Source organism: Palleronia salina (genome assembly GCF_900141995.1).
Classification (GTDB): domain Bacteria; phylum Pseudomonadota; class Alphaproteobacteria; order Rhodobacterales; family Rhodobacteraceae; genus Palleronia; species Palleronia salina.
The window spans coordinates 134,073-157,934 of sequence record NZ_FQZA01000008.1 but is presented as its reverse complement, the minus strand read 5'-3'; the positions used below and the strand labels follow the sequence as shown (position 1 = coordinate 157,934).

The 23,862-nt window shown below is 69.2% G+C and carries 19 protein-coding genes and 1 tRNA gene; 7 read left to right on the top strand and 13 right to left on the bottom strand.

Translation table 11 applies throughout. The features are described from left to right. The 3 genes from BUB76_RS12450 to BUB76_RS12440 all read right to left on the bottom strand — a co-directional run. Positions 1–4,821, bottom strand: a 4,821-nt coding sequence (locus BUB76_RS12450; RefSeq protein ID WP_073129110.1) for a calcium-binding protein, incomplete at its 3' end; no start/stop codon positions are given. A gap of 233 nt (positions 4,822–5,054) precedes the next feature. Then, a tRNA-Thr gene (locus tag BUB76_RS12445) sits at positions 5,055–5,130 on the bottom strand. 53 nt (positions 5,131–5,183) lie between these two features. Further along, entirely contained in the window at positions 5,184–6,833 is a 1,650-nt protein-coding gene (locus BUB76_RS12440; RefSeq protein ID WP_073129124.1) for an ABC transporter permease, read from the bottom strand. A gap of 134 nt (positions 6,834–6,967) precedes the next feature. Here BUB76_RS12440 and BUB76_RS12435 point away from each other — a divergent pair, with 134 nt between their 5' ends. After that, positions 6,968–7,858: a hypothetical protein gene (locus tag BUB76_RS12435; protein WP_084140644.1), complete on the top strand. Its 891-nt coding sequence runs from the start codon at positions 6,968–6,970 to the stop codon at positions 7,856–7,858. Positions 7,859–7,956: 98 nt separating this feature from the next. Here the strand turns inward: BUB76_RS12435 and BUB76_RS12430 are convergent, their stop codons facing one another. Continuing rightward, positions 7,957–8,226, bottom strand: coding sequence for a DUF2312 domain-containing protein (locus BUB76_RS12430; RefSeq protein WP_073129109.1), 270 nt, complete (start codon positions 8,224–8,226; stop codon positions 7,957–7,959). 151 nt (positions 8,227–8,377) lie between these two features. Between BUB76_RS12430 and BUB76_RS12425 the strand changes: the two genes are divergently transcribed. Continuing rightward, complete coding sequence (locus tag BUB76_RS12425; protein ID WP_073129108.1) at positions 8,378–8,593, top strand: hypothetical protein; 216 nt, start codon at positions 8,378–8,380, stop codon at positions 8,591–8,593. Between the two features lie 9 nt (positions 8,594–8,602). On the opposite strand, the gene BUB76_RS12420 is transcribed toward BUB76_RS12425, so the two are convergent. Together BUB76_RS12420 and BUB76_RS12415 are read right to left on the bottom strand one after the other, a co-directional pair. Beyond that, positions 8,603–10,507: a 3-hydroxyacyl-CoA dehydrogenase NAD-binding domain-containing protein gene (locus tag BUB76_RS12420; protein WP_084140643.1), complete on the bottom strand. Its 1,905-nt coding sequence runs from the start codon at positions 10,505–10,507 to the stop codon at positions 8,603–8,605. Continuing rightward, complete coding sequence (locus tag BUB76_RS12415) at positions 10,504–11,544, bottom strand: phosphotransferase (protein ID WP_073129106.1); 1,041 nt, start codon at positions 11,542–11,544, stop codon at positions 10,504–10,506. Before BUB76_RS12415 ends, BUB76_RS12420 begins: the two co-directional genes overlap by 4 nt. Positions 11,545–11,663: 119 nt before the next feature. On the opposite strand from BUB76_RS12415, the gene BUB76_RS12410 reads away from it, so the two are divergent. Next, positions 11,664–12,893 carry an acyl-CoA dehydrogenase family protein gene (locus tag BUB76_RS12410; RefSeq protein ID WP_073129122.1) on the top strand — a complete coding sequence of 410 codons (1,230 nt, stop codon included), beginning with the start codon at positions 11,664–11,666 and terminating at the stop codon, positions 12,891–12,893. A gap of 79 nt (positions 12,894–12,972) precedes the next feature. Beyond that, positions 12,973–13,413 (top strand): protein tyrosine phosphatase family protein, encoded by a 441-nt coding sequence (locus BUB76_RS12405; protein WP_073129105.1) that lies wholly within the window; start codon positions 12,973–12,975, stop codon positions 13,411–13,413. 46 nt (positions 13,414–13,459) lie between these two features. On the opposite strand, the gene BUB76_RS12400 is transcribed toward BUB76_RS12405, so the two are convergent. Together BUB76_RS12400 and BUB76_RS12395 are read right to left on the bottom strand one after the other, a co-directional pair. Continuing rightward, on the bottom strand, positions 13,460–13,801 hold the full coding sequence (locus BUB76_RS12400) for a hypothetical protein (protein ID WP_073129104.1): 342 nt from the start codon (positions 13,799–13,801) through the stop codon (positions 13,460–13,462). A 408-nt stretch (positions 13,802–14,209) separates the two neighbouring features. After that, positions 14,210–14,431 (bottom strand): DUF1127 domain-containing protein, encoded by a 222-nt coding sequence (locus tag BUB76_RS12395; protein WP_073129103.1) that lies wholly within the window; start codon positions 14,429–14,431, stop codon positions 14,210–14,212. A gap of 357 nt (positions 14,432–14,788) precedes the next feature. On the opposite strand from BUB76_RS12395, the gene BUB76_RS12390 reads away from it, so the two are divergent. The 3 genes from BUB76_RS12390 to BUB76_RS12380 are packed head-to-tail and all read left to right on the top strand — an operon-like array spanning position 14,789 to position 17,809. After that, positions 14,789–15,334, top strand: a complete 546-nt coding sequence (locus BUB76_RS12390; protein ID WP_073129102.1) for a GbsR/MarR family transcriptional regulator — start codon at positions 14,789–14,791, stop codon at positions 15,332–15,334. Between the two features lie 20 nt (positions 15,335–15,354). Next, positions 15,355–16,791: a cytochrome ubiquinol oxidase subunit I gene (locus BUB76_RS12385; RefSeq protein ID WP_073129101.1), complete on the top strand. Its 1,437-nt coding sequence runs from the start codon at positions 15,355–15,357 to the stop codon at positions 16,789–16,791. Positions 16,792–16,795: 4 nt separating this feature from the next. Beyond that, entirely contained in the window at positions 16,796–17,809 is a 1,014-nt protein-coding gene (locus BUB76_RS12380) for a cytochrome d ubiquinol oxidase subunit II (protein ID WP_073129100.1), read from the top strand. 120 nt (positions 17,810–17,929) lie between these two features. Here BUB76_RS12380 and BUB76_RS12375 read toward each other — a convergent pair whose 3' ends face one another. From BUB76_RS12375 to BUB76_RS12355, 5 genes are all read right to left on the bottom strand, one after another. Continuing rightward, positions 17,930–18,865: a FliM/FliN family flagellar motor switch protein gene (locus BUB76_RS12375; protein WP_073129099.1), complete on the bottom strand. Its 936-nt coding sequence runs from the start codon at positions 18,863–18,865 to the stop codon at positions 17,930–17,932. Positions 18,866–18,940: 75 nt separating this feature from the next. After that, positions 18,941–21,619 (bottom strand): ATP-binding protein, encoded by a 2,679-nt coding sequence (locus BUB76_RS12370; protein WP_073129098.1) that lies wholly within the window; start codon positions 21,617–21,619, stop codon positions 18,941–18,943. Between the two features lie 27 nt (positions 21,620–21,646). After that, the gene (locus BUB76_RS12365) at positions 21,647–21,994 is read right to left on the bottom strand and encodes a hypothetical protein (protein WP_236737915.1); all 348 of its coding nucleotides are present in this window, start codon (positions 21,992–21,994) and stop codon (positions 21,647–21,649) included. Continuing rightward, on the bottom strand, positions 21,991–22,383 hold the full coding sequence (locus BUB76_RS12360) for a response regulator transcription factor (protein WP_139250867.1): 393 nt from the start codon (positions 22,381–22,383) through the stop codon (positions 21,991–21,993). The genes BUB76_RS12365 and BUB76_RS12360 overlap by 4 nt, the downstream gene beginning before the upstream one ends. 97 nt (positions 22,384–22,480) lie before the next feature. Then, positions 22,481–23,791 (bottom strand): short-chain fatty acyl-CoA regulator family protein, encoded by a 1,311-nt coding sequence (locus BUB76_RS12355; protein ID WP_073129096.1) that lies wholly within the window; start codon positions 23,789–23,791, stop codon positions 22,481–22,483. Positions 23,792–23,862 lie beyond the last annotated feature (71 nt).

Below are 23,862 nucleotides of genomic sequence, written 5' to 3'. Positions count from 1 at the left end.
CGCCGTCACCGCGCCGGGCGCGTTGAAATAGGTCACCGTGTCGTCGCCATCCCCCCCGAAATACCGTTCGCGCCCGCCATCGGAGCTGACGAACCAGTCGAAATCGCCCAGGCCGCGGAAATCGTTGGACTGGTCGTCGCCGAAGAACACGTCCTGCCGGCCCGAGCCGGTGATCCGCTCGATGCTGGTCAGCTCGAGCCCCGCGGCCAGGTTCGTATTGTTGGCCGGATTGGTTAAATCCAGGTAAATCCCCGTGGCCTGCGCGCCCGAGGGCGGCAGCGGCCCGAAGGCGTCGCCGATGGTGTTGGCGGCCGCGTTCTGCCACTCGACGAAGCTGATCATGTCTTGCCCGTTGCCGCCGTCGATCGTGTCGGGGCCGGTGGTCGCCAGGAACCAGTCGTAATCGCCCAGGCCCCGCAGCTGGTTCGCGCCCGCGTCGCCGCGGATGAAATCGGCGAAGATCGTGCCCGTCACCCGCTCGAGATTCAGCAGGCTCATCCGCTCCGCGCCGTCGTGGCTGACCGCCGTCCCGGCCTCGAGATCGATGGTCAGGCGGTAATCCAGGTTGGTCCGCCCGGGCGTCTCACCCAGGTCCGAGAACGACACCATGTCGTTGCCCTCGCCCCCGTCCACCGTGTCGTCGCCCCCGCCGGGGGTGATCCAGTCCGCCCCGGGTCCCGCGCCGCCCGTCAGAGAATCGCTCCCCGCGCCGCCATAGATCAGGTCCGCGCCCTGCCCGCCATCCAGGGTATCGTTCCCGTCGCCGCCATCGAGCGTGTCCGCGCCCTCGCCGCCGGCGACCCAGTCTGCCGACCGGCTGCCGCGGACGTTGTCATCGCTGAGCCCGCCCCTGACCCGCTCGATGCCCGTGAACCCGCCTGATGCGTCGAAGGTGCGGATGACCTGTTCGATCTGCGCGGCGAGAAACCCGTCTTCCCCGGGCTCGGGCAGGTTCCGGGCAAGATCGCCGGGATCCCGCGAGAACAGAGGATCGGTTCGCAGGACATCGTCGGGCGTCAGCAGGTCACCGCCGATCAGGCGCGCCTCGAACCCGTCGCCGTCGTCGGTTCCGTCACCATCGACGTCGAGAACGCCCCACCGGGCGACCAGCGTCTCGACCTGTGCCGAGTAGGTTCCGGCTTCGAGGTCGACGTCGACCAGCCCGTCGAGCAGGCCGAAATCGAGCGTGTCGTCGCCCGTTCCGCCGACGAGGGATTCGGCCGTTCCGAGATCGACGACGATACGGTCGTCTCCTGCCCCCCCGATTGCCAGGTCGGAACCACTCCCGGTGATGAGGACATCCGCGCCGTCGCCGCCTACCAGGGTGTCGTCGCCCTGCCCTCCCGACAGGATATTGTCGGCCCCGTCGCCGGTCAGGGCGTCGTCGCCCGCGCCGCCCGCCACGTTCTCGATGTTGCGCAACGTGTCGGAGCCGAAGGCGCCCAGGGCGCTGCCTGTGCCCAGATCGACGGTCACGCCGGAAAATCCCGTGGTTACGAAGCCCCCGTCCAGCCCGTCCGGCTGCGCCCAGACGTAGGACGCCATATCGACGCCCGCGCCGCCATCCAGGATATCGCTGCCCGCGCCGCCGTGCAGGATGTCGTCGCCGTCGCCGCCCAGGATCGAGTCGTCTCCAGATCCCCCGTACAGCTCGTCCGCGCCCCCTGCCCCGTTCAGCGTGTCGCGGCCATCGCGCCCGACGATACGCTCGTCCGCGCCGCTGCCGGTGACGCGATCGTTGAAGCCGGTGGCGATGAACTGCTCGAACCCTTCGAGCGTCATGCCCACCTGCTCGGCGTTGATGGTCGCCTGCCCCTTGAAGGATTCCACGGTGCCCGCGCCCAGATCGGCGACGATGCGCGACAGGAACGCGACGTCGAAGCCGATGGTGTCGAACCCGTCGCCGCCATCGGCGTGCCCGAAGAAGCGCTTGATGACGACGCGGTCCGTGCCCGCCCCCATCAGGGCCGCGTTCTCGCGGGTCGTGTCGCTCCAGACCGAGAAATCGGCGCCCGCGCCGCCGTGAAAAATGCCGCCGCCGCCCCTGTCGAAATTGCCGATATCGTCGCCTTCGGCCGCGAACACCTCGGCGAAGCCGTTCTCGCCGTCGAAGCGGTCGTCGCCGCCGCCCAGCTCGAAGGTGGTGGGGCGGGTGCCGCCCGGCTCGTAGATCGCGTGATCGGCGTAGTCACCAAGCTTGATCGCCTCGACATCGCGCGGCTTGATCGAGAAGAACGCGTTGGGCGTGTTGCGCAGATCCTCGCCCTCGGTGCCGATCTCGAACGCGCGCAGGGTGAGGGCGATGCTGCTTTCCACCCGGTAGAACCAGCGCGCGGGTCCGACGCCATCGAGCTCGAGCCGGTCCTCGCCCTGTCCGCCGTCGATCTGCAGCTGGGTCGCGCCGCCATCCACGCGCTGCGCCAGGATCAGGTCGTCGCCCCGGCCGCCGAAGATGTGCTCGGTCCCGTTGGTACGGATCACGTCGTCGCCACCGGCCCCGTGAAGCCAGGACGCCACCGGGCCGCCGACCAGCAGGTCGGCCACGTCGGATCCCATGAACCCCTCGACCCCGTCGGTCTCGTCGGTGGCCACCTGGGTGCCGTCGGCGTCGAACCGGGCGATACGCCCCGTGGTCCCGTCGATCTCGACCCGGCCGCTGGCCGCGGTCTCGGCCATGTAATTCTTCACGGTCTGAAGGATCGAGGGGTCGTCGTTCACCGCGTTCACATCGTCGCGGATGGTGGTCGATTCCCCGGTGTAGGACACCACGTCGAACCCGTCGCCGCCGATATAGGTGTCGGTGACGCCCAGCGCTGCCGCGCTGCCCGATATCATGACATCGCGGCCCGAGCCGGCGTCGATCGTGTCCGCACCGGCCCCCGCGACGATGAAATCGTCCTCGCCGCCCGTGCGGATGAAATCGGACCCGCCGCGCCCGGTGATCACGTCCTGGCCATCGGCGGTATAGATGGCGTTGGGGTCGTCGGTGCCGCGCACGAAGTGCTTTTGCCCGGGCTGCAGGATGACGTTCTCGATATCGACCAGCGTGTCGGACCCTTGCCCGAACGCGGTCCCCTCGCCCAAGTCGACGCGCAGGCTTCCGAGGCTGCCGGCCAGGACCTGGAAGGTGTCGTCTCCCGTCCCGCCGAGGGCCTCGTCGTCGCCCAGGCCCGGCAGCAGAACGTCGTTGCCCGCCCCCCCGATCAGCCTGTCATCGCCGGTGGAGCCGAAGATGCGGTCGTCGCCCTCCAGCCCTTCGGCCACGTAGTACCCGTCGATCCGCGTTCCGGTGGAGTTGAGGAACATCAGGTCGTTGCGCGCCGATCCGGTCAGGACCGAGCCGCCGATGAACGCGGATTTCAGTTCGGCCCCGGTGAAGGCGATATCGGTGAAGGCGACGATATCGCCGTCATCCAGGTCACGCAGGATGTCGACGCCGGTATTGAACGTGCCGAAGGGGCGCACGTGGCTGACGACAATGTCGCCGGTCGCCTGGTCGGTATCGCCGGGCAGGCGTTCGCGGGCCAGTTCGTACCCGGTGAAGCTGGCATTGAAGTGGATGAAATCGTCGCCCGCCTCGCCCCAGATCTCGTCATCACCGGTGCCCGCCACGATCACGTCGTTGCCGGCGCCGCCATAGATCGTATCGTCGCCGCCCAGGGCGTCGAGCGCGTCATCGCCCTCGTCCCCGCGCAGCACGTTATCGAGGTCGTTGGACCAGCCCGCGAAACTGTTCAGGGCATCGCCGAAGCCGTTGCCGAACGCGGCTTCGGTCACCGCGTCCATCATGTCGAACGCGCCCAGGGCATTGTCGATGAACTGCTCCAGCCCCTCGACCAGCGGCTTGATCAGATCGAAGAACGCGTCCAGCAGATCGATAGGCGGCAGCAGGTCGGCAATCGCCTCTTCCGCGGCATCCATAAGACCGCCGAGCCCAAGGGACTCGACGATGAAATCGACCACCGAGTCCACGAGCTGCGAGACCAGGCCGATGGCGTCCAGCAGCGGCCGGATCGGGTCGATCGCATTGAGCGCGATGTCCAGCGGCACCTTCAACTTGTCCAGCAGTTTGCCGATTTCCTCGACCCCGGACAGTTCGAGGTTGATCGAGTCGAAGTCGATCCGATCGAAGATCCCCAGGAGGTTCTCGAACGCCTCGTTCACCGCCGTGACCTGCGGCGTGACTGCGACAAGACGATCGATGCGCACCGCGGACTCGGCGTCGAGGCCCGCCTGCAAATCGGCGAACGCCCAGCCTTCGGTGGACGTGCTTTGGGCCGCAGGATCCTCTGCCGCGCTCGCCCCGATGCCGAGACGGCCGAGGTGGTAGTCCAGGTTGCCGTTCATGGCGTGGTACTGGTTGGTGCTTCCGCGCGAGGCCAGTTCGAGCCCGGAAATCAGTACCGTCAGCGGATCGCGTACCAGCGCGATGGAAAAGTCCATCGCCGCCAGGAAATCCTTGACCTTGAAGATGGCGTTGAACGTCTGGCGCTGATCGAGCGTGCTTTGCAGGGTGATGCCGTCCAGCCTGTCCTGCACTTCCTTGATGGTCTCGACGGGCCGTTCCACGTTGGTGACCGCGGCTTGCAGAACCTTGATCGGCGCCTTAAGGGGCGACACGACGTTCACCGCGGCCAGCGTGTATTTCACCGCGTCCAGCTTCCACGGCACGCCGTCGGTGAAGTCCTTGGACTTGCCGTAGACGAACATCCCCGCCTGTCCCGCGGTGACGGCGGCGCCGATACCATCCAGGACGTTGCGACCATACTTGAGGCCGTCGGCGACACCCCCCGTGACGGCGGAATAGCGGTCAAGTGACATCGTGGGCCCCTCAGGTTCTGAAAATCACGCGGGGCGGTAAAACTGGGTGCGCCGCGTGGGCAGCGTCAAAGGATACGTAAATGAACTGAGACAGCATTAGGCAGCCGGTTCCGCAGGGTCAAGCTGGGACAGGGGGCGGAAGGCTGCCATCGGCCCGGGCGGATCCGCTGGACGCAAGCGCGTTCGGCTCGCCCAACACGGCCGCGACAATCCGTTCCGGCGTTCGATTTGATTGGTGCCCCCAGCAGGAGTCGAACCCGCGACCTACTGATTACAAATCAGTTGCTCTACCAGCTGAGCTATAGAGGCACGCGGTCCGTATAAGACCAGGGGCCGGTCCTTGTCCATGGCCGGTGCGCGCGTCAGCGGTTGGCGCGCGCCAGGATCGCAACTGCGCCGAGCCCCACCAGCATGACCAGAAGGGCGGCCGGTGCGGCCTCGCCGATGCGCTCGAGCGATGCCTGTTCGTAGACCCGCGTGGCCAGCGTGTTGTAGTTGAAGGGCCGCAGCAGCAGCGTCGCGGGAAGCTCCTTCACGCAGTCGACGAAGACCAGCAGCAGCGCCGTGCCTACGGATCCGCGGATCAGCGGCAGGTAGACCGCCCGCAGGGTGGCCCCGGGGCTGCGCCCCAGCGCGCGCGCGGCCATGGGCAGGCTGGGGGCCACGCGCCCCATGGCCGCGTCGGCGGCGCCCTGGGCGATGGCGAAGAAACGCACCATGTAGGCCAGCACGATGGCCGCGGCCGAGCCGGTGAGGATCAGGCCCGGGTCGGTCCCGGTGATGGCCAGCCACGTATCGGCCAGCGCGTGGTCGAAAGCCGCCAGCGGAAGCAGGATCCCCACGCCCAGCACCGCGCCCGGCGCCGCGTAGCCGATGGTGGTCACGGGCAGCAGCAACCGCGGCAGGGTCGCGCGGGCCAGCCGCACGCCATAGACCAGCACCAGCGCCCCCGTCACCGTCAGCCCCGCCGCGGCCCCCCCGGTGGCCAGCGTGTGCCACAGCGCGCGGCCGAGATCCGGGTCGATCCAGGCATGGGCGTTGACCCAGGCATGGTGCGACAGCACCCCCACCGGCAGCACGAAGCCGAAGACGAAGGGCAGCAGGCAGGCCAGGCTTGCAAGGGCCGCCTGCCCGCCCGCCAGCCGCGCGCGCGTCAATGGCACATCGCTGCGCGACAGCCGGAAGAAGCGCGACCGGCGGCGCGACAGCTTTTCCAGCGTCACCAGCGCCAGGACCAGCGCCAGGATCACGCAGGCGATCTGCGCCGCGCCGCCGGCGTTGCGCATCTCCAGCCAGACGGTGAAGATCCCGGTGGTCAGGGTCTGCACCCCGAAATATTCCACGACACCGAAATCGTTGATCGTCTCCATCATCACGATGGCGGTTCCGGCCGCGATGGCGGGGCGCGCCATGGGCAGGCCCACGCGCCAGAACCGGGCGACCGGCCCCGCGCCCAGCGCCCGCGCCACCTCGAGCGTGCGGCCCGACTGCTCGCGGAAGGCGGCGCGGGCCATCAGGTAGACATAGGGAAACAGCGATGCGGCCAGCACCAGAAGCGCCGCGCCCCGCGACCGGACCTCGGGGAAGGCATAATCGCGCGCACTTTCCCATCCCATCAGCGCGCGCAGGCCGGTCTGCACGGGCCCTGCGTATTCCAGGAAATCGGTCAGCGCATAGGCCCCCACATAGGCCGGCACGGCCAGCGGCAGCAAAAGCCCCCACTCCAGCCAGCGCCGCCCGGGGAAGTCGTACATCACCACCAGCCACGCGGTGACGGTCCCCACCGTCGCGGCCAGCGCGCCGACCCCCGCCATGAGCACCAGCGAGTTGCTCATGTAACGCGGCAGCGTGGTCGAGATCAGGTGGCCCCAGATCGGCTCGGTCGGGAACAGGGCCATCCACACCACGGCGGCGATGGGCAGCAGGACCAGCCCGGCGATCAGGGCGGCCCCGATCGACCAGCCGTCGATGGCCGATGAAACGCGGCGCGCGGGCGGTGAAATCTGACTCATTTTATCGGCCATGGCCGTGTCTTAGCCCAGCCCGCGGCGGTGGAAAACCGTCAATGCGGCCTCCATGCCGCGTCCGGCGGGCTTGCGCGATTATGCCTCAATTCGTGGACAGCACCATGCTAGGACCGGGGACGATGACCGAACAGCCCATGCGAATCAGCTTCCATATCGGCGCCCACATGACCGAGGGCGAACGACTGATCAAATCGCTCCTGCGCAACCGCGATGCGCTGGACCACGCGGGCGTCTGCGTGCCGGGGCCGTCGCGCTACCGCCCGGTCCTGCGCGACGTGCTGAACACGCTCATGGGCAAACCGGCCGATCCCGACACCCAGGACGCAGTGCTCGAAACCATCCTGGAAGGTGCCAGCCCCGACCACCTGGTGCTGAGCAATTCCAGCTTCATATCGGTCCCCGCCATGGCCGTGGGCGAGGGCCAGCTTTACCCGCGGATGTACAAGGCCGGGTGGCTGCGCAATATCTTCCCCGACCACCCCGTGGATTTCCACATGTGCGTGCGGGACATGACGACGTTCCTGCCGGCGATCGTCTCCGCCGCGGGCGACGACGTCGGCTACGACCGGCTGATGGGAGGGACCGATCCGCGCCAACTGCGCTGGTCGGTGCCGGTGCGCCAGCTTCTCGAGGCCTGCCCGGACGCGACGCTCACGCTGTGGTGCTACGAGGACATGCCGCTTCTGTGGGAAGAGCTCATGCGCACGATGGCGGGCGTTGGCCCCGACCTGCACCTGACGGGCCGTTTCGACCTGACACGCCACCTGATGTGCGACGAGGGGATGCCCCGCCTCCGGGCCTACCTGGCCGCACACCCGCCCAAGTCGCGGACCATCGAGCGGCGGATCATCGCGGCCTTTCTCGACAAGTTCGCCGATCCCGACGCGATCATGGCCCAGCCGGACCTCCCGGATTGGAACCAGGACCTGCTGGACGACCTGACGACGATCTACGAGGCCGACCTGGGCGATATCGCGCGGATGGAGCGGGTGCGCATCCTGTCCCGCTAGGGCGCGCGACCGTGGCGGGCCGGTCGATCGGCCCCTGTCCCGCATCCGCCTTCAGGTCGTTCTGACCGGGGCGCGCGGCCAGCCGATCGCGGACCGGCTCAGCTCATGCCCAGCGCTTCCTTGTACATTTCCAGCACCGCCTCTTCCTCGGCGATGTCGTCCTTGTCGCGCTTGCGCAGCGCGATGACCTTGCGCATGACCTTGGTGTCGTAGCCGCGCGCCTTGGCCTCGGCCATCACTTCCTTCTGCGCCTCGGCGATGTCCTTTTTTTCCTGCTCCAGCCGTTCGAACCGCTCGATGAACTGGCGCAGCTCGTCTGCGGTGACGCGGTAGTTGGAGTCGAGGACGCTGTCGGCGGTGTCGGTCATGGCGGGGCTCCTTCGGGATGCGCGCGATTTGAAGGCTCGGGATAGCGCCCCGCCCGGGCATGGGCAAGACCGCCCGGGGCTTGCGATGCGGCGGCCAATGGCCTAGCCGTCCGACGCCCGCCCGGCGGGACGGCAACAGGGGAGCCTTCGGATGCAATCACTGGTTTTGGGCGGCGCGGCCGTCGCGCTCCTTGGGCTTCTCGGGCTGGTCTATTGCATCGTCTCCGCGCTCCGGGCGCGCCGTGCGGGCCTGTCCGACGACGCCCTGCGCGCCCGGTTGCAACGGCTGGTCGCGTGGAACCTCGGATCGCTGATGCTGTCGATGATCGGGCTGGGGCTGGTGGTCGCGGGGCTCTTCCTGGGCTGACCCGCCCGGTCAGATCGACGCGAAGCCCTTGCCGTTGCGGATCAGCACATCGATCAGCTTGTGCGGCGTCTCGCCCATATCGCGCAGCGCGGTGGCGATCCTGAGCAGGCCCGTCCGGTCGGCCAGATGCAGGATGCCGCCGCTGTCGCGCGGCAGGCCCAACGCGGGCAGGCTCGCCACGTCCAAATCACCCGTGCGCCGCACGCCGCCCGCCGCGAGGATCTCGACCGCCTCGGCCACGACGAGGGCGATCCACGCGGTGCGGATGGCGGCCGGCGCCATGGCGGCATCGGTATCGCCCCGCGCGCTGCGCATCTCGGCCGCGACGCTGTCGAGATCCTCCAGCCCGTCGCCCCCGGCGCGCAGCAGGATGTCGATGGCGCCCCCGGTGCCCCTGTTCCGCGCCGCCCGCTCGGCCTGAACCCGGGCCAAGCCCCGCGCGGCGGCACGCGCCAGCGGGGTCTCGGACAGACCCAGATCCGTCAACGCCTGCTCCAACGCGGGCACGCCGGCCCCGCGGACCACAAGCGTCTCGCAGGCCGCCAGGCCCGCTTCCTCCAGCCGGGCGAGGACGCGGCCCGGCGTGGGGCGCACGACCAGCGGACGCCGCGCCAGGGCCCGGACCAGCGCTGCCGTCGCATCGCGAGCGGCATCGGACGTGTCCCTGGCCACGGCGATTTCGGCCAGCGCGGTGGACTGACGCGGCAGGTGAAGGCCGACGGCGTCCGCGGCCCGGCCGGTTCCCACCAGTGAAACCGGGTCGGTGTCGCTGCCGCCCAGGACGATCGGCACGCCGGGCCGCGTCAGGACCGCCATCGCCTGTGCCAGGTCCGCCCGAAGCTCGGCGGCCGAGGTCGCGGCCTCGACGACCATGTCCACCTCGCCCAGAACCTCGATCTCGGTGCCCGGGGCAAAGCGCGCCAGCATCGCGTCGCGGCCCGTCTCCGACAGCCGCCCCTCGGCAGCAAGCGTATCGATCCGGCCCAGCACGGTTTCCGCCGCGCGCGCCAGACCGTCATCGTCCAGCCCCACCAGGTCCACCTGCGCGCCGCGGCGCAACGCGGCCACGGCCATGACGCCCGCGACATTGGTGCCGCCGACGATGGCGATCCGGCCCGGCAGCCGCGTGGCCGGGGGGGTGAGGTCCATCTCCTGCTCGGCCTGTGCCAGGTGGATCAGGGCCCGCGCACGGCCATCGTCCAGTGCCTCGGACCGGGCGGTTTCGGCCATCTCGGCCGCGGCCGAGCGGGGCACGGTCAGCGTCGCCTCGACACAGTCGATGATCCGCAGCGCAAGCTCGTCTGACCCGGCACCGGCGCGGGCGGCGGCGGTGGCATCGAACAGCGCGCCCGGATCGGACAGGCCGTCACGTTCCGGCGGCGGCGTGCCCTCGCGAGCCAGCGCGACCGCCGCGCTCAACGGGTCGGGATCCACCAGGTCCACAAGGCCGGCAGGCGCCTTGCCCAGCGGCACGGCGCGGCCCCCCAGCAGCATGGAAAGGCTCGCCCGGCCCCCCACCAGCGCGGGCAGCGTCGCCGTGGCCAGCGCGGCCGGGGGCAGGCCCAGCGCCACGTCGTTCAGCCGCAGGACCGCGCCCGGATGGGCCACGCGCAGACCGGCCGCCAGGGCCAGCTCGGCCCCTTGCGCCGAGGCGAGCCCGGACAGCGCCGCGATCACAGGCTTGTCGGCCCCGCGAATCCGTTCCGCCAGACGACAGGGCGCGGGGTCGTCAAGCCGGTCCAGCGGCAGGCCCCGGCAGAACACCCCGGGCCGCGCGGCTTCGAGCACGACACCGCGCACGGCCGCATCGCCCAGCGCCTGGTCCAGCTCGAGGCTCAGCGCCGACAGGCCGGGCGCGTCCAGCCAGGCCGGCAGCGTGATGATGGCCACGTCTTGGTCCATACGGATACTCATGCCGCGCCCTCGTCGCGCGTCAGGTCCACCGCCATGCCGGCCAGAAGCGGGATCGCACGGCCATAGGCGCGGGCCTTTTCGGGGTTCGACGCGTTGCCCGCCTCGGCCCGCGCGAAGACACCCTGCAGGATCGCGGCCAGGCGGAAGAAGGAAAACGCCAGGTAGAAGGACCAGTTGTCGATGGGTCCGATGCCCCGGCGGTCGCAATAGGCGGCGACGTAATCGGCCTCGGACGGAAGTCCCAGCGCCGCACGGTCCAGACCACCGAGCCCCCGCATCCCCGCGTCATGGGGCAACCGCCACTGCATGCACTGGTAGGCCAGGTCGGCCAGAGGATGGCCCAGGGTCGACAGCTCCCAATCTAGAAGTGCAACAACATCAGGGGATCGCGGCGCGAACATCATGTTGTCCATCCGGTAATCACCGTGGACCAGTGCCACCGCCCCGTCATCGGCGGGCCTGTTCCGCTCGAGCCAGGCCATGAGATGCGCCATGTCGTCCGAGGGCTGATCGACGCTGTCGCGATACTGCCGCGACCACCGATCGACCTGCCGCGCGAAATAGTCGCCTGGTTTGCCGAAATCCGACAGCCCCGCCGCCGCGACGTCCACATCGTGCAGCGCGGCCAGGGTTTTGTTCATGCCGTCGTAGATCGCCGCCCGCGCGTCGCGGTCGAGCTCGGGCAGGCCCGGATCCCAGAAGATGCGCCCGTCCAGGTATTCCATCACGAAGAAGGCCCGCCCGATGGGCGACGCGTCGTCTGGGGCCAGCGCCAGCATGGCGGGCACCGGCACGTCCGTACCGCCCAGCGCCGCCATGACACGATATTCCCGGTCCACCGCGTGCGCCGATTTCAGAAGCTTTCCCGGTGGCTTGACGCGCAGAACGTATGTGCCGCTGTCGGCGTCCAGCCGAAAGGTCGGGTTCGACTGGCCATCGCCGAATTTCACGACGCCCCGCAGCCGCGCGAAGCCCGGCACGTGGTCCGAGAGCCAGGCGTCCAGATCCGCCTGCGTGATGTCCAACCCCTTGATCATGGGGGCACCTTATTGGCCATGCTGGGGGGCGCAACGGTTTTGCAACCGGTGCGATTGACTTTGCCAAGGGCGATGCCATCCTGCGCCACCAAACGCTTCGAGGGGACGATATGGCGGCCATGGATCTTGGAATAACCGACACGCTTGCGCCGCTGCTGAAGGACGTGCGCGCCATGGTCCGGGACGAGATCGCGCCGCTCGACGCCGAGTATCTGGCCGAGGTGCCCAAGGGCGACCGCTGGGCGTTCACGCCGCGCCAGACCGAGATCCTCGAAGGATTAAAGTCGAAGGCCAGGTCACGGGGATTGTGGAATTTCTGGCTGACGGACAGCGATCGCGGCCGCGGCCTGACCACGGTCGAATACGCCTACCTGGCCGAGGAAATGGGCCGGTCGCACCTGGCCGCCGAGGTCTTCAACTGCAACGCGCCCGACACCGGCAACATGGAGGTGTTCGAGCGCTACGGCACCGACGAAATGAAGGCGCGCTGGCTCGAGCCGCTGCTGAACGGCGAGATCCGCTCGGCCTACCTGATGACCGAGCCGGACGTGGCCAGCTCGGACGCCACCAACATCTCGCTATCCTGCGTGCGCGACGGCGACGACTACGTGCTGAACGGCGAGAAATGGTGGGCCACCGGCTCGGGCGACCCGCGCTGCGCCGTCTACATCGTCATGGTGAAGACCGGCGGCGACGACCAGCCCAAGCACAAGCGCCATTCGATGATCGTGGTCCCCGCCGACGCGCCCGGCATCGAGAAGCTGCGCCCGATGACCGTCTATGGCCACGACGACGCACCCCACGGGCATTACCACATCCGCTTCACCGACGTGCGCGTCCCGGCCGAGAACATGCTTCTGGGCGAGGGCCGCGGCTTCGAGATCGCCCAGGGCCGCCTGGGCCCCGGCCGCATCCACCACTGCATGCGCGCGCTCGGCCAGGCCGAGCTGGCGCTGGAACTGCTGGTGGACCGCGCCGAGGTGCGCGAGGCCTTCGGCAAGCCGCTGAGCCAGCTGGGCGACATGTACGACCAGATCGCCAACAGCCGGATGGAGATCGAGCAGGCCCGCCTGCTGTGCCTGAAGGCCGCGTGGATGATGGACCAGGGCGATGCCCGTGCCGCCGCGCCGTGGATCAGCCAGGTGAAGGTCGTGGCGCCGCTGGTCGCACTCGAGGTCACCGACCGCGCGGTGCAGGTGCACGGCGCCGCGGGCATCAGCCAGGACACGCCCCTGGCGCGGCAGTGGACGAACCTGCGCACCCTGCGGCTGGCCGACGGCCCCGACGCGGTGCACCGCCGGCAGGTGGCCCGGGCCGAGCTGAAGAAGCGTGGGCGCAACACCGCGTGATCGGCACGCCCCTTGGCCCGGCCGTGGCGGGGCGCTAGGGTCGCGCGCGAACCAGATCCGAGAACCTGAAAGGCCCGCCATGGACATTCGCCGCCTCACCGACCGCTATGCCGTAGCGCCGCAGCTCGACCCGCAGGACATGGCGGCGCTGGCCGAGCAAGGCTTCACCACCGTGATCTGCAACCGCCCCGATGACGAGGTCGGGCCCGATCACGCAAGCGACGCCATGGCCGAAGCCGCGCGTGCGGCGGGACTCGACTTCGTGCTGAACCCGGTGTCGAACGGCGGCATGGGCCCCGCGCAGATCACCGCGCAGGCCGAGGCGCTGGCCAAGGCCGACGGCCCGACGCTGGCCTATTGCCGGTCGGGCACGCGGTCGACCTTCGTCTGGGCCTTCGGAGCCGCGCCCGTGATGCCGGTCGAGGATATCGTCGCCCGGGCGGGCGAGGCCGGCTATGACCTGTCGCCCGTCGTGCCGCAGCTGCGCGCGCTGGCGGGCCAGGGCGGGGCACAGGGCTGACGCCCCTGCCCTGATCCGGCCCGGCAGTCCGCGCGGGCTTAGCCGATCAGCGCTGCAGCACCGTTGGTTGCACGCCCTGGCGGAACGCGTCCCGCACCGCCGCGCGGAACACCAGCACGGCGGCAAAAGCGCAGACCAGCGCCACGAGATCCGCCGCGACCGAGATCGTCGACGCCGCCGAGATCACGCCGGTGACGATCTCCCACACGCCGATGAGCGGCGTGATCAGCGCCATGGGGAACAGCCCCACCAGCATCGCGAGCAGGATCGAGAACAGGATCTCGCCCCGCAGCCAGCCGGAGTGGCGAAGCGGATGGGTCCTGGCATAGATGGCAAAGGCCAGCACGAGCGCCGCGACGCTCGAAAACAACGCGGTCATGTGGATCACGGACGTGTCCTCGCAAGGGGACGCGCGGCAGCTTGGCCGTGCGTCGGGATCAGTATGTGGGGATATCGGGGCGCGACACGCGCACAGCCTTGCCGGCGCGACGAACCACGGGGATCGCATCGCGCTGGATCGGTTTCACGCTTTTCGCTGAAAGGTATCCGGCCCGGCCGAATTGGCGGGAACCGAAGGTAGGCTGCGAAACACCGCGAAGGCTGTTTCACTTGTCGGGACTCCAGGCCCGGAATCGCCGGGCGCGTCCGACCCGGCCCGGCGATGCGACTCGCGCATCGGGGTCCGGGTGGCCGCGCCGATATTGTCCCGAAACCGGCGCCGCGCAAGATCCCGCGTGGGGAACTTTATCCCTATTTCGACGGCGCGCGCGACGGGGTCAGGTCGGTCCGGGCGCGCTCAGGCGTTGCGCGACGCTTCGCGCGCGATGCGGCCGATCTCGCTGCGGTGATACCCCAGTTCGGCCAGGTCCCGGTCGCTGTAGGCGTGCAGCTCGTCGACCATCTTGCGATAGGCCGTGCGGGTCCGGGCGTGGCGTTCGTAGGCCGCGCGCAGGCTGTCGAACTGGGCGCGCAGACCGGTGCGGCCGCGCTGGATGAAATCGGTGGATGCGTGTGCCATGTCAGGCCTCTTTCCTTGGTGTCTCTTCGCCGCTTGGCGTTGACCACCAACCTATGCCGATGCTGCGCCTGCACAATCACGGCATCGGAATTGCCGCTATGCAGCATACTCATGGCCGACGTCGCGGCAGCCGCTGGTCCCTGAACGGTGCGGTGGAGCTGCAAGAACCTTTCTCAAGCCACTGATGCGCAAACATTTCACAGGCAAGCGCGCACGGCTTTCGGCCCGACCTGCGACAAAACGTATCTCACTGCGAATTCTCCCCATCCGTGGATTGAGACCTCACGGTATCGTCCCTAGATCAGGACCACGACTTTCAGAAATTTCTGAAATTTCAGGAGAGAAGGATCGTACCCGATGAAGATGACGCCCCTGCACCAGGAGTTCGTCCTGCATTTCGGCGAGATGGGAAGCCGCTGGGGGATCAACCGTACGGTCGGCCAGATCTATGCCCTGCTCTTCCTGTCCTCGGCACCGCTGAACGCCGACCAGATCACCGAGGCACTGAGCATCAGCCGGTCCAACACCTCGATGGGGCTGAAGGAATTGCAGTCCTGGGGCCTCGTCCTGCGCAAGCATCTTCCCGGCGACCGGAAGGAGCATTTCACGACCCCCGACGACCTGTGGCTCATCGTCCGCACCCTTATCGAGGAGCGCAAGAAACGCGAGATCGACCCGACGCTGTCGAAGCTCCGCGAGCTCGAGATGCAGGGCCCCGGCGGGGATGACTATGCCGAGGCCCGCATCGCCGAGCTGCGCGAGATGATCGAGATGATGACCGACTTCTACGACGACATGGCCCGGCTCGAGACCGAGAAGCTGGTCCGCCTCATGACCTACGGCAGCCGTCTCGCGGGCCTGATCGACAAAGCCGGCGGCTACCTGCCGTCCACCAGAAGCTAACCCAGACACACGACACCACCATGGAAACGCTCGACACCCTCATTCTCAGCCGCATCCAGTTCGCGGCCAATATCTCGTTCCACATCCTGTTCCCGACCATCACCATCGCGCTCGGGTGGGTCCTGCTGTTCTTCCGCCTGCGTTTCGCCTGGACGGGCGACGAAAAATGGATGGCCTCCTATCGCTTCTGGGTGAAGATCTTCGCCCTCAGCTTCGCCATGGGCGTGGTCTCGGGCATCACCATGTCCTTCCAGTTCGGCACCAACTGGCCCGGCTTCATGGAAACCGTCGGCAACATCGCGGGCCCGCTGCTGGCCTACGAGGTGCTGACCGCCTTCTTCCTCGAGGCGGCCTTCGTCGGCATCATGCTGTTCGGCTTCTCGCGCGTGCCCGGCTGGCTGCACATCACCGCGACCGCGCTGGTGGCCTTCGGGACCACGCTTTCGACCTTCTGGATCATCGTGCTGAACAGCTGGATGCACACGCCCCAGGGGTTCGAGATGGTCGACGGCGTCGCCCATGCGACCAACTGGCTGGAGATCATCTTCAACCCCTCCATGCCCTACCGTTTCGCCCACATGATGCTGGCGTCGTTCCTGACCGTCGGCTTCCTCGTGGCAGGCGTGTCGGCCTTCCGCTGGCTGCTCGGCGACCGCTCGCGCGAGGTTCGGTCGATGCTGAAGACCGGCGTCATGGTCGGCGCGCTGCTGATCCCGGTGCAGATCTTCATGGGCGACCTGCACGGTCTCAACACGAAAGAATACCAGCCCGCCAAGGTCGCCGCGATGGAGGGCCTGTGGGAGACGCAAGAGGGCGCACCGCTGGTGCTGTTCGGCCTGCCGGACGAAGAGGCGCGGCTGAACCGCCACGCCATCGAGGTGCCGGGACTCGCCTCCTTCATCCTGACGCACGACTGGGACGGCAAGCTGACCGGCCTGAACGACTTCGTAGCCGAGGACGGCACACCGCAACACCCGCCGGTGGCCCCTGTCTTCTGGTCCTTCCGCGTGATGGTGGGCACGGGCCTGGCGATGCTCGCGCTCAGCTGGGCGGCCGCCTTCTTCATGTGGCGCCGCCGCGACCGGCACGAGGGGCGGACCCAGGGTCACTGGCTGGCGGTCGAGGGGCTGCCGAAACCCCTGCTCTGGGCGCTGGTGCCCATGGCGTTCTCGGGCTGGGTGGCCACGCTTGCCGGCTGGTACACGACCGAGATCGGCCGCCAGCCGTGGCTGGTGCAGGGCGTGATGACCACCGACATGGCGGTAGCCGACGTGCCCGCGCCGATGGTTCTGGGCACGCTGCTCACCTACCTCGCGATCTACGCGGCCCTGTTGATCGCCTATATCGGCGTGATCGCCTACCTCGCGCGCAAGGCCGCGCGCGGGGAGGACGGGCGCGCCATCGAGATGGACCATTCCGGCAAGGCGCATGTCGCCGCCGTGACCCCCGCGGAGTGAACCGATGCTGCCTGACTTCTCAAACCCCGCCGACTGGCTGCCCTGGGCCTTTGCCTCGCTCATGGGCCTGTCGATACTCGTTTACGTCGTGCTCGACGGCTTCGACCTGGGCGTCGGCATCCTGTTCCCGCTGGCCGACCGCGCCGAGCAGGACCGCATGATCGGCTCGATCGGGCCGTTCTGGGATGCCAATGAGACCTGGCTGGTCCTGGCGGTGGGCCTGTTGCTGGTCGCCTTCCCGACGGCCCACGGGATGATCCTGTCCACGCTCTACCTGCCCGTCTTCGTGATGCTGGTGGGGCTGATCCTGCGCGGCGTGGCGTTCGAGTTCCGCGCCAAGGCGCGCGCGCAGCACAAGGCGCTGTGGAACCGGCTGTTCTTCGCAGGCTCGCTGGTCACGGCCCTGGCGCAAGGCTTCATGCTGGGGCTTTACATCATGGGGCTGGAGAAGACGGCCGAGACCTATCTCTTCGCCCTGCTGACCTCGGTTGTGCTGGCGGTCGGCTACGGCTTCATCGGTGCGACCTGGCTGATCCACAAGACGGAAGGCAGTTTGCAGGGAAAGGCGCTTGGCTGGGCCCGGCGCAGCCTGTGGGGGATCGTGGCCGGCGTGGGGGCGGTGTCTCTGGCCACGCCGCTGGTCAGCGACCGGATCTTCGGCAAATGGTTCGCCTTCCCCGAGATCCTGTGGCTGGCCCCCCTGCCCGTTCTGTCGGCCGCGTTGATCGCCGGGCTGTGGGTGATGCTGCGGCGCATGCCCTTCGCGGAAGACCGGCTGGACTGGTTGCCCTTCGCGACGTCCAGCGCGGTCTTCGCGCTGGCCTACCTGGGGTTGGCCTACAGCTTCTATCCCTATGTCGTGCCCGAGCGGCTGACGATCTACGAGGCCGCCGCCGCGCCCGAAAGCCTCATGATCATCCTGGTGGGCGCCTGTTTCGTCGTGCCGACGATCATCGCCTACTCGGTGCTGGCCTACGTGATCTTTCGCGGCAAGGCGACCGAGCTGCGATACGACTGACGACCGGGCGCCGCCATGTCCACACACGCATAGTGGCGCGGCGGGCGCTCCCCGGTGCATGCCGTCAACGCGGCGCCACGGGGGCGGCCCGGGCGTGTGGCGCTTATCACGGTGCCTGCCTCACTCGTCGCCGGGCTCCGTCAGGGCAAAGGTGAGGCTTGGCTCGACCTGCGGCACGGCGGCCTCGTCGAATTCGCGCGGCGCCACGCCCAGGCGGATCGCTTTTTGCCCCCCGCTCTGGCCCAGCCGCCCGGTGCCAAGGACATGCCCGCCCGGTCCGACCAGTGCGACGGCGCCCAGCGCGCCCTGCGGCAGCGCGATCGTGTCGCCAGGCGCAAGCGCCTGAAGGTCGGCGGCCGTCATCCGCGTCTGCGCAAGGGTCGCGCGCAACGTGACCTCGGCCCCCAGCAGGCGCTGTTCTAGCCCTTGCGACCAGGCACTGGACACCGGCCCGTCGGACGACGCGGCGGCCACATCGCGGCGCGGCAGCACGATGTCCAGCCGCGCCTGCCGCGGCCCGCCCGGCCCGGCGGCAAAGCTTATGGAGACCCGGTCATGGGGCGCGTCATCAAGGCTTAGCGCGATTTCGCGCAGGTTCGCGATCCGCATGGCGAAGCGATAGCCGGACATCATGCGGCCCGCGCCCATCTCGGCCGCCAGGGTTTCCTGCACGGCCAGCACCCGGTCCAGCGCATCGGCGACCATCGCGGCGTCCAGCGCGGTGACCGGACGGTCGGCCAGCCCGCGCGACTGCACCCGGCCCATGGTCTGGACCTCGATCATCGCGGCCAGCCCGCCGGGATCGAGGATGGCAAGGCCATAGCCCGCCGGGCCGTCCAGCAAGGCGACCAATGAGCCGGGCGCGACCGTCTCGCGCAGATCCTCGGGCGTGACAGTGGTCTGCGCGATCTCCTGGACCGTCGCCTCGAGCGCGATGGACCGCACGAATCCATGACTGACCGACCGCCGCCACACCCGTTCGGGCGTCAGCAGGTGCGGCGCCGCGTCAGTGGGCGCATCCCTGATCTTGCGGCGCAGGGGGGACGGGTTGGACATGGGCAAACGCCATCCTGGCTGTTTGGATCGCCGCCAAAATGGCCGATGGACCTTACCAAAGCTTGAAGACCGTCCCTATTGCGCCGCCAATCCGGCCGACAGGTTCTGGCGCAGCGGCACGTGAACCCGGAACGCCGCGCCGTCCTGGCCCGGCAGGTACGAGATCGTGCCCCCCAGCCGGTGCACGATCTCACGGCAAATGGCCAGGCCCAGCCCGGCGCCCCCCGCCGCGTCCGGGTCGCCGACGCGGGCGAATTTCTCGAAGATCACCTCCTGGCTTTCGCGCGGGATGCCGGCGCCGTTGTCGACGAAATCGATGTCCAGCCCGGCACCCGCGTGGCGCACGCGGATATCGAGCCGGGGATCGGGCGCCTGGCAGTATTTCACCGCGTTGCCGATGAGGTTGATGAAAACCTGGCTCAGCCGGTCGGGATCGGTCTCGATGAAGACCTGCTCGCGCGCGGGGTCGCGCGCCACCGCCATGCGCGTCACCGCCCCCGAGGCCGACAGCGACCGGTCGATGATACCCGACAGCGGCACGGTCTCCAGCCGCAGCGACACCTGCCCGTTCTCCAGAACGCCCAGGTCCAGCAGGTCGTCCAGCAGCCGCGTCAGGCGCTGCGCCTCGTCGTGGATCACGCCCGAGAACCGGCTGCGCTGCTCGGGCGTCATGTCGCCGCCGTCGCGCAGGATCTCGGAAAATGACCGGATCGAGGTCATGGGCGTGCGCAGCTCGTGGCTGATCTGGCTGAGAAAGGCGTCCTTCTGGATCGACAGCGCCGTCAGCTTCTCGTTCGCCTCGCGTAGCTGCGCGGCGGTGCGGCTCAGTTCCTCGGACTGCGCCTCGAGCCGGGCGGAATACTCCATGATCTGCGCCGTCTCGTCCGCCACGCGCATGAGCTCCTCGACCGACACGACGAGGCCGCCGGTGATCTGGCCCACCATGGCGTGCGCCGTTGCCGCGCCCACCGATCCGGCCAGCTGGCGTTCCAGGTGCGTCAGGAAATCGGGCGTGACATCGGGCAGGAAGCCGCGCTTGCCCTGCGCCACCGCCTCGGCCCGGAACAGCCGCTGCGCTTCGCGGCCGCCCAGAATACGTTGCGCCATCATCAGAAGGTCTTCGGCCTCGACCGTGGCGGGCGTCCAGCCCCGCGCGCCCGAGCCGAAGCGGAACACGTTGACCATGGCCGCGCCCTGCACCCGCTCGATCGCCGTAGCCTTCGACAGAAGCGACCCGGCGATGAAGGCCAGGGTGTTCAGGCTCATGGACCAGAAGAAGGCGTGAAGCAGCGGATCCAGTCCGCTGATCCCGAAAAGCGCGTGGGGCCGCAGCCAGCCGAAGCCCATGGGCCCCTCGGCCATGGTCGCCGCCGACACGGCGACGCCATCGCCGAAACTGGGCAGGAACAGCGTCCAGGTCCAGACGGCAAAGCCCAGAATCAGCCCGGCGCCCGCCCCGATCCGCGTGGCGCCGCGCCAGAAGATGCCACCGAGGAGCACCGGCAGGATCTGCGCCACCCCGCAGAACGAGATCAGCCCGATCGAGGCCAGGAACGCGCCGCCGCCGGTAAACCGGTAGTAGACGTAGCCCAGCGCGAGCAGGCCCACGATACTGGCTCGCCGCGCGCCGATCACCACGTGGCGCACGTCGCCCGACACCGTCGCCCCCTGTTCGCGCATGGCCAGCCACAAAGGCACGATCACGTGGTTCGACATCATCGTGGCCAGCGCGATGCAGGCGACGATCACCATCGACGTGGCCGAGGAGAAGCCGCCGAGGAATGCCAGCATGGCGAGGGCGTCCTGCTCCTGCGCCAGCGGTATGGTCAGCACGAACAGGTCCGGGTTCGACCCGGCCGGCATGACCTGCAGGCCCACCGCCGCGATGGGCACGACGAAAAGGCTGAGCGCGAACAGGTAGCTCGGGAAGGCCCAGGACGCGGTGGCGAGGTGCCGCTCGTCGCTGTTCTCGACCACCATGACCTGGAACATCCGCGGCAGGCACAGGAAGGCCGCGGCCGACAGCATCGTCAGGCCCAGCCAGCGGCCTGGCTGCAGCTCCCACGTGGCGATGGGCGCGGCTTCGATCAGCTCGAATGTCTGCGACGGGCCGCCCGCGATGCCCCAGACGACGAAAGCCCCCACCGCCATCAGCGCGACCAGCTTCACCACCGCCTCGAGCGCGATGGCCGTGACGATGCCGTTGTGCCTTTCGTTCACGTCGAGGTTGCGGGTGCCGAAGAGGATCGTGAAGACGGCCAGTCCGATGGCGACGATCAGCGCGGTGTCGTTCAGGCTGGCCTGCGCGGGTCCGGCCAGCGCAGCGAAGCTCAGCGTCACAGACTGCAGTTGCAGCGCGATATAGGGCGCGGTGCCGACCACGGCCATTGCGGTCACCAACCCGCCCAGCGCCGTGGACTTGCCGTAGCGCGACGAGATCATGTCGGCGATCGAGGTGATCCGCTGCACCTGCCCGATGCGGACGATCTTGCGCAGAAGCGCCCACCACCCCACCATCACCAGCGTGGGGCCGAGATAGATCGTCACGAACTCCAGCCCCGTGCGCGCCGCCGTGCCCACGGCGCCGTAGAAGGTCCAGGCGGTGCAGTAGATCGACAGCGACAGGGTATAGATCAGCGGGCCGCGCAGCCACCGCGCCCGGCCGCGCCGCGCCGCGCCCTCGGCCCAGAAGGCCACGGCGAACAGCAGCGCGACATAGGCGATGGCCGACACGACCACCAGGTTCAGCGGCACGGGCTCAGTCCCCCTGGACGGGCGCGCTCACGCCCCCGGCCCGTCAGCCGAGCGCGCCAGCGCCATGGACAGGAGCCGCGCCGCCCCGATCAGAAGCGCCCAGACCCCGAACAGGTAAAGCCCGCCGCGCGCCGTGGATGCCGCAGCGCTCCCGTCGCCCTGCCCGGCCCAGAGGATGGGCAGGAAGAACAGCACGGCGGCCAGAACCGGCAACAGGCGCGCCGCGTCGGTGAGGCGGCGCCGCTCGTAGCCGTCGCGGCCGCTGAAGGGTGCGGGATCGGGGACCGGCACGGCGCTTGCCGGGTCGACCGGCGGCCGTTCGGTCGGCAGCTCGGTCGGGTCCGACGGGCCGGAGCCGTCTTCATGGGTGCTCATTGCGGGGCCCCGGTCGAGGGCGCCGCGATCAGGCGCACGGCTTCCAGAAGGGCCTGGTTCGAGAAGGGCTTCACCATGAACTCGGTCGCGCCCAGCCGCAGGGCGAGATCGCGATCCTTCTGCTGGCCGCGCGCGGTCAGAACCAGCACCGGCAGCTCTTTCATGGCGTCGTCGGCGCGCAGGTCGGCCAGGATGTCGTATCCCGACCGGTCGGGCAGCATGACGTCGAGGATCACGAGGTCGGGCGCGCGGGCGCGCACGGCGTCCACCGCGTCGGCCCCGTCGGAATGGGTCGACACGCGCCATCCGTCCCGCGACAGGATGAAACGCACCGCTTCGATGATGTTGGGCTCGTCCTCGATCAGCAGGACGCGCTTGCCGTCGCTCAACACACAGCCTCCCCTCTGTGGTCCGGCGATGGTGTCCCACCGGCGTGGCACAGTATGGCGGGGCACCGGGGCCGAGTCAAAATCAAGTCCATCCCTTTCACCCCTGGGCGTCGGGCAGGATCGAAGGCTCGCGCCGCGCCGGGCATCCCTCGCGCGGGCACAGGCGGCAGGACTGGCCCACGGGGCGCGGGCTGTCGGTGGCGTTCGCGCCGGCCTCGGCGGGCACGATCAGCATGGTGGCCCGCAACACGACCGGCTCGGACGGGTCGCGCGGCTGGGTCCTTTCGGCGGCGGCGAACGCCTGCACGGGACGCGTGGCGCGGCCGGGCTGGATCAGCGCGCAAGCTACGGGCCGCGGCGACCACAGCGCCTCGAACAGTGGCCAGAGCGGGCAGCCCGCCCCGAAGCGCGGGATCTCGAACCCGGTCAACGGCCGCCGCAGCGTCAGGGCGCCCGCCCCGTCGCAGACCGCAAGGCCCAGCGGGGTGCCGACCACGTCCTCGGGCGCCGAGGCAAGCCGCCGCATGGCCAGCGGCACGGGCACGTCGGCCACGACCGCGACGCGAAAGGGATCGGGCGCGCCCGTGCGCTGCAGCGCGTCGCGCAGCGCATCGAGCGGCAGCTGCGCCGCGTCGCGGGCATAGTCGCGCAAATGTTGCAGCAGCACGGCGCGGTCCGGGCCGTCGGGCAGTGTCCCGGCCAGGTCCTCGGGCGCGGATGCACCGGTCTCGAGGTCGGCCACGTGGAACGCGCGGTGGGTCAGCCAGGCCTCCATCTCGTCCTGGGGCGTCTGCACGTCGTGCTCGGGACCGGTCCCTGCATCGAGATAGCTGGCCAGGCGCCTTGCGCTGTTGGCCAGGCGCAGGCTGTCCTCGTGCAGGTTGCGGTGAAACCGCGCCTGCCAGTCCGCGGGCAGCGCGGCGTCCTCGGCCAGGATGGCCGAGGTCGACTGGATCGCGGTCACCGTGGACAGGACGTCGTGCACCGAGGCCGACAGCAACGGGTCGTGGCTCAGCCGGTCGCCCAGCGTGGCGATGCCCCGCTCGAGCGTGGCGATGCGGTCGGCCTGCGCGGCGATCAGGGCCGACCACCCGGGATACGCGGCCGCCATCGCCTCGACCCGGCCGATCTCGGGCGCGACCGCATCCCCGTCGCCCGCCCGGCCCGCGGCCCGGCGCATGTCCTCGATCAGCGCGACCTCGGCGCCCCGGGACAGGGCCGCCGCGTCCGCGCCCAGCGCCTCGGCCAGCCGGGCCAGCACCCGCCCCCCGATGGGCCGCCGGCCGTGTTCGATGAGATTGAGATAGGACGGCGAGATCCCGGCCTGTCGCGCCAGGTCGGCCTGCGCGATCCCGGTCTCGAGCCGAAGGGCCCGGATGCGCGCCCCTTCCCCCGTGGTGTCGGCCATCGGCAAATTCCCCTGTGAATCCAACGGTCTTCTGCGGCACAGCGTAAAATTGTTTACAGAATGCCAATGTA

Coding starts and splice junctions, on each gene's coding strand:
- BUB76_RS12425 (WP_073129108.1), top strand. CDS start 8,378: ATGCAATCACTGGTTTTGGGCGGCGCGGCCGTCGCGCTCCTTGGGCTT.
- BUB76_RS12380 (WP_073129100.1), top strand. CDS start 16,796: ATGCTGCCTGACTTCTCAAACCCCGCCGACTGGCTGCCCTGGGCCTTT.
- BUB76_RS12385 (WP_073129101.1), top strand. CDS start 15,355: ATGGAAACGCTCGACACCCTCATTCTCAGCCGCATCCAGTTCGCGGCC.
- BUB76_RS12430 (WP_073129109.1), bottom strand. CDS start 8,226: ATGACCGACACCGCCGACAGCGTCCTCGACTCCAACTACCGCGTCACC.
- BUB76_RS12355 (WP_073129096.1), bottom strand. CDS start 23,791: ATGGCCGACACCACGGGGGAAGGGGCGCGCATCCGGGCCCTTCGGCTC.
- BUB76_RS12365 (WP_236737915.1), bottom strand. CDS start 21,994: ATGAGCACCCATGAAGACGGCTCCGGCCCGTCGGACCCGACCGAGCTG.
- BUB76_RS12395 (WP_073129103.1), bottom strand. CDS start 14,431: ATGGCACACGCATCCACCGATTTCATCCAGCGCGGCCGCACCGGTCTG.
- BUB76_RS12390 (WP_073129102.1), top strand. CDS start 14,789: ATGAAGATGACGCCCCTGCACCAGGAGTTCGTCCTGCATTTCGGCGAG.
- BUB76_RS12415 (WP_073129106.1), bottom strand. CDS start 11,544: ATGATCAAGGGGTTGGACATCACGCAGGCGGATCTGGACGCCTGGCTC.
- BUB76_RS12405 (WP_073129105.1), top strand. CDS start 12,973: ATGGACATTCGCCGCCTCACCGACCGCTATGCCGTAGCGCCGCAGCTC.
- BUB76_RS12375 (WP_073129099.1), bottom strand. CDS start 18,865: ATGTCCAACCCGTCCCCCCTGCGCCGCAAGATCAGGGATGCGCCCACT.
- BUB76_RS12420 (WP_084140643.1), bottom strand. CDS start 10,507: ATGAGTATCCGTATGGACCAAGACGTGGCCATCATCACGCTGCCGGCC.
- BUB76_RS12440 (WP_073129124.1), bottom strand. CDS start 6,833: ATGAGTCAGATTTCACCGCCCGCGCGCCGCGTTTCATCGGCCATCGAC.
- BUB76_RS12410 (WP_073129122.1), top strand. CDS start 11,664: ATGGATCTTGGAATAACCGACACGCTTGCGCCGCTGCTGAAGGACGTG.
- BUB76_RS12435 (WP_084140644.1), top strand. CDS start 6,968: ATGACCGAACAGCCCATGCGAATCAGCTTCCATATCGGCGCCCACATG.